This is a genomic window from Candidatus Spechtbacterales bacterium (assembly GCA_040879145.1).
Lineage (GTDB): Bacteria > Patescibacteriota > Minisyncoccia > Spechtbacterales > 2-12-FULL-38-22 > JAWVZY01.
Map to the genome: position 1 here is coordinate 1 of JBBDKX010000016.1, position 3976 is coordinate 3976.

The 3976-nt window shown below is 38.4% G+C and carries 8 protein-coding genes; 2 read left to right on the forward strand and 6 right to left on the reverse strand.

The genetic code is table 11. The annotated features are described in order from the left end of the window. Positions 1 to 383 precede the first annotated feature (383 nt). On the forward strand, positions 384 to 851 hold the full coding sequence (gene greA / locus WDZ40_01570) for a transcription elongation factor GreA (GenBank protein MEX0877535.1): 468 nt from the start codon (positions 384 to 386) through the stop codon (positions 849 to 851). A 200-nt stretch (positions 852 to 1051) separates the two neighbouring features. Here greA and WDZ40_01575 read toward each other — a convergent pair whose 3' ends face one another. The 4 genes from WDZ40_01575 to WDZ40_01590 form a co-directional block, all read right to left on the reverse strand. Further along, positions 1052 to 1258, reverse strand: a complete 207-nt coding sequence (locus tag WDZ40_01575) for a hypothetical protein (protein MEX0877536.1) — start codon at positions 1256 to 1258, stop codon at positions 1052 to 1054. A gap of 97 nt (positions 1259 to 1355) precedes the next feature. After that, positions 1356 to 1676, reverse strand: coding sequence for a hypothetical protein (locus WDZ40_01580; GenBank protein MEX0877537.1), 321 nt, complete (start codon positions 1674 to 1676; stop codon positions 1356 to 1358). 73 nt (positions 1677 to 1749) lie between these two features. Further along, positions 1750 to 2076, reverse strand: coding sequence for a hypothetical protein (locus WDZ40_01585; GenBank protein MEX0877538.1), 327 nt, complete (start codon positions 2074 to 2076; stop codon positions 1750 to 1752). Positions 2077 to 2108: 32 nt separating this feature from the next. Beyond that, the gene (locus WDZ40_01590) at positions 2109 to 2366 is read right to left on the reverse strand and encodes an MGMT family protein (GenBank protein ID MEX0877539.1); all 258 of its coding nucleotides are present in this window, start codon (positions 2364 to 2366) and stop codon (positions 2109 to 2111) included. A 98-nt stretch (positions 2367 to 2464) separates the two neighbouring features. Between WDZ40_01590 and WDZ40_01595 the strand changes: the two genes are divergently transcribed. Further along, positions 2465 to 3022 carry a phosphatase PAP2 family protein gene (locus WDZ40_01595; GenBank protein MEX0877540.1) on the forward strand — a complete coding sequence of 186 codons (558 nt, stop codon included), beginning with the start codon at positions 2465 to 2467 and terminating at the stop codon, positions 3020 to 3022. Between the two features lie 99 nt (positions 3023 to 3121). On the opposite strand, the gene WDZ40_01600 is transcribed toward WDZ40_01595, so the two are convergent. Further along, positions 3122 to 3412 (reverse strand): 4a-hydroxytetrahydrobiopterin dehydratase, encoded by a 291-nt coding sequence (locus WDZ40_01600; protein MEX0877541.1) that lies wholly within the window; start codon positions 3410 to 3412, stop codon positions 3122 to 3124. 29 nt (positions 3413 to 3441) lie between these two features. Beyond that, on the reverse strand, positions 3442 to 3921 hold the full coding sequence (locus WDZ40_01605) for a TrmH family RNA methyltransferase (protein ID MEX0877542.1): 480 nt from the start codon (positions 3919 to 3921) through the stop codon (positions 3442 to 3444). Positions 3922 to 3976: the final 55 nt, after the last annotated feature.

Sequence of the window (3976 nt, forward strand, 5' to 3'; positions counted from 1 at the left end):
AGGTACTTTTATATTAACACGATTATTTTATGAAGCACAGGCAATTTTCCACACCGAGCGCAGCGAGGTGTAAACTAACGAGCGCATACACAGGTTGAACCTGTGTATGCCCGAGGTTTGGAATACCACTCGCGCGGGCGCACCTCGCGTAGCAGTTTGCACCAAGCGCAGCGAGGTGTATAAAACGCCTTATCAGTATTTTGAAGAGCTAAAAAGTCTACATTAAGCCACAAAAGACGTTATTATTTTACAAACCGGAGTGTTACCTATGTTGCTGGACCCGGACAGGTGTTGTTAGTATTGGTTTTTTATGTTAAATATGTTACAAACAATGTATATAAAAAAATTATCGCCTTGCGATAATTTTTAATTTTATAAAAATGATGTCAAAAAACAATACTGTAAAACTTACACAAGAAGGATACGATAACCTTAAGGAAGAATTAAGGCGTCTTGAAGAGGATGAGCGAGGAGTAGTCGCTAAAGAGTTAAAAGAGGCTATAGCCGAAGGGGACCTTTCCGAAAATGCGGCCTACGATGAAGCAAAGGACAGGCAGGCACGTCTCGAAGGTCGTATTATTGAAATAAAACAGACTCTCGCAATCGCCGAGATAGTAACAAATACAAAAGGCGATAAAATAAATATCGGATCAACTATTGATATAAAAGATTCAAGCGGGTCTAAAAAAACCTTCACCATTACAGGGAGTGACGGAGCTAGTCCGGCTGAGGGAAAAATATCTTACGACTCCCCTCTCGGAAGCGCTTTTGTGGGACATAAAAAAGGAGATATCGTAGAGGTTGAAACCCCTGGAGGTAAAAAGAAGTACGAGATACTGAATGTGAACTAGGTAAAGCGATTTCCTGTTTGGCGCATTTCGTTGTCAGCGCCCGCGCTACTCACTCCACCCATCACTTGCGAGCAAGTGATGGGCTATCGTTTCGTTGCCCGGGCGCTTTCTAGAACTGCATCCAAATATCGAAATTATTATTTTAAATAAAAAAGACCCCGAGTATATATCGAGGGTCTTTTGGTTTAAAGTACTAACTCTTATTCTGCTCTGTTTAAACTACCCAGCGCATTAAAAGTTGCGGCGAATAGTGCTGTGACAAGGGAATCAGATTTGTTAATGTTAAATACCAAATGTGAGGGAAGATATATAATTAAAATTATCATCCAAAAATTAATTCTCATGCCAGGAACTTTGACCTTTTCATTTGGAGAGAAAAAATTTCTCACCTTTTTTAATTGAGCCATATTTTCTCCTTTCCGTACTCAATTTGCTATAAAATCTAACATGTAATAGTGCTGAAGTCAAGTTTGCATAAAAATACACGCATATATGCGTGTATTTTTAATAATTTCTTAAAACTTTTCTTGCTTCCTCTAATATTTCGGCGGGTATCGGGTCGCGTTCAGGACTTTTTCCAGGATAGCGCCATGCCGTAATAATTTTTATTTGTTTGTTTTTTGTTACAATGTACATGCTCCACACCTCAGAGTATTTTTTATTTTGTCCTGAGGACGTTCGGTTGAGCTCAGTCGAAGCCCTTGCCGAATGGGTTTGGGCAGGCCTCATACACGCTATTGTGTCGGGAACTATGCTTTCCTCTACTCTTGCGGGAAAACGAATAACTCTTTTTACAAGTGATTCCGAAAGTCTATAATAGCGCATCTTATATTGCGCGTGGTTTGTGAACAAATATTTTTGAGGCAGTTTTTTCTGCATAGAACAGCGGGGTCTTATATTAAAAACTTAACAGCACTGTTAATGCCAACTCTATAAAGGCAATAACAAAAAATCCCACAAGCAGAAAAAGGTCTATCGGAAGCTTGATTTTTATGACGCTTTCCGAGTCCTCGCTTTCTCTTCCCTCTTCCATCGCTTTCACTGCCTCTTTTGCTTTCTGCTCCTCTCTTGCTTCTACCGCCTCTTTTACAAGTGTCTGTATAAAAATGAATATTATAGTTGTTAGGGCAAGCGGCCACGACTGCACCATAAAAGAAAATGCGATAAAAATCACCCCCACTATAAGGGAGATGCCATAGTAACTTCTGTTGGCGAAATTGTTCATAGTTTAGGTTTTAGGAATTGGGTTTTGGCTTCTTAGGAAAGAGAGCCCTCTTTTTTAAGCAATTCTTTCTTTTTGTCCTCCCCTCTATTATAACCTCCAGCACCCCCGTTTGAAAGCACCACTCGATGGCAGGGAATATCAGGATTGTAATTTTTGTTTAATATATTGCCCACAGCACGGTAAGCACGCGGACTTCCCGCGAGTTCGGCAACCTGCTTGTATGTTAAAACCTCCCCTTTTGGGATCTTAGATACTACTTTATAAACCTTTTGTTGAAACATGCTTCCCATAATTCTTTATTGTAGAATAGAATGCAGTTCAACTCAATAAAAAATAATTCCTGTCATATCTAATTTACCTGTAATAAAAGCCGTAGTATACTAAAATCATGGCACTTGATTTATACATTTTTAATTTTTTAAATAGTTTTGCCGGGCAGTCGCGCATTTGGGACGCGATTTTTGTATTTATGGCATCGGATTTGGCAATCATTATTCCTGCCGCGGTTGTTTTGTGGATTGCGTTTGAGAAACATGAGTTGCATAAGCAGATTCAGATGCTTTTAATTGTTTCTGCCGCCGCGGTTTTATCCCGCTTTATTATCACAGAAATTATTCGCAATTTTTATAATCGTCCGCGCCCTTTTGATGTAAGTGAAGTCAATCTTTTATTCCAACACGAGGGATACGGTTCATTTCCCTCAGGTCACTCAACATTTTTCTTTGCAATAGCAACTGCCGTGTATCTTTACAATAAAAAATGGGGCATTGTCTTTTTTGCAGCCACGTTTTTAATGACATTAAGCCGTGTTATTGCGGGCATACACTGGCCTAGCGATATTTTGGGCGGTATGGCTATAGGCGTTATATCTGCATATCTTATGTTTTATGTTTCAAAAAAGATAAAACCGCCTTTAAAGCCCGGTAAAATCAGCGAAGGGATATAAAGCTAAAACCAAAATGTTCCTCTTTTTTAAATTTATCCGCAGATTATATCAGGATACTTCTTTTTCGGGCGCCACAGCTTGTATGCAAGCCCGCATTTTTTAAAAGTATAAAAGACTTATTTCTTTAGCCAGTTCAAAATCTTTTTCTGTTAGGCCACCCGTGGAATGTGTCGTTAGCTTAAGCTGCACTTTATTGTAAGATATACAGATGTCCGGGTGGTGGTTTATGTTTTCAGCCAGCTGGCTGATCTTATTCACAAATACCATAGCGGTTCTAAAATCCGGAAATTTAAATTCTGCTTCAAGCTCTTTGCCTTTTTTAATTTTCCAGGAATCAGGCAAATTGTTTTTTAAATTTTTAATTTCGTCTAAATTAAGTTTTTCTGCCATAGTGGTAGTTATTATATAAGTTATAAGTATTAATTAAGTTTTGGCTCAAGCGCGTAAACTACAATGCCAAACGTTACCGAAACATTTAATGATTCCTTCTCTCCAAGCATAGGTATTTCTAAAATTTTATCAGCCCGCTTAAGTATTGCTTCAGAAATCCCGTTTATCTCATGCCCGAAAACAACAACAATTTTTTGTGCCTGTTTTTCTGTAAGTTTTATTTTGTTATATGGCACAGAATCGGGATGTTGCTCTACCGCGAATATTTTATATCCCTCTTTTTTTAAATTATCTAAAACAATGTGGGTTTTTGGGTGCTTTTCCCAGGATACGTTGTTTTCCGCGCCCAAAGCCACTTTTGCTATTTGAGGCCTTACTTTTTTAAACTCGTCTAACGGCGAGGGAGTAAATCCGCACAGATATATTTTTTCCACGCCCACGGCATCAGCTGTGCGAAAAATAGAACCCACATTATGCATACTTCTTATATTGTTTAATACAACTATCATGTTTTATACTTATACCTCTTATTTTAACATATAAAAAAACCTTCACTTATAGCGA

Excerpts from the sequence above, each read along its gene's own strand:
- greA (MEX0877535.1), top strand. The coding sequence starts at position 384 with ATGTCAAAAAACAATACTGTAAAACTTACACAAGAAGGATACGATAAC.
- WDZ40_01575 (MEX0877536.1), bottom strand. The coding sequence starts at position 1,258 with ATGGCTCAATTAAAAAAGGTGAGAAATTTTTTCTCTCCAAATGAAAAG.
- WDZ40_01580 (MEX0877537.1), bottom strand. The coding sequence starts at position 1,676 with ATGCGCTATTATAGACTTTCGGAATCACTTGTAAAAAGAGTTATTCGT.
- WDZ40_01585 (MEX0877538.1), bottom strand. The coding sequence starts at position 2,076 with ATGAACAATTTCGCCAACAGAAGTTACTATGGCATCTCCCTTATAGTG.
- WDZ40_01590 (MEX0877539.1), bottom strand. The coding sequence starts at position 2,366 with ATGGGAAGCATGTTTCAACAAAAGGTTTATAAAGTAGTATCTAAGATC.
- WDZ40_01595 (MEX0877540.1), top strand. The coding sequence starts at position 2,465 with ATGGCACTTGATTTATACATTTTTAATTTTTTAAATAGTTTTGCCGGG.
- WDZ40_01600 (MEX0877541.1), bottom strand. The coding sequence starts at position 3,412 with ATGGCAGAAAAACTTAATTTAGACGAAATTAAAAATTTAAAAAACAAT.
- WDZ40_01605 (MEX0877542.1), bottom strand. The coding sequence starts at position 3,921 with ATGATAGTTGTATTAAACAATATAAGAAGTATGCATAATGTGGGTTCT.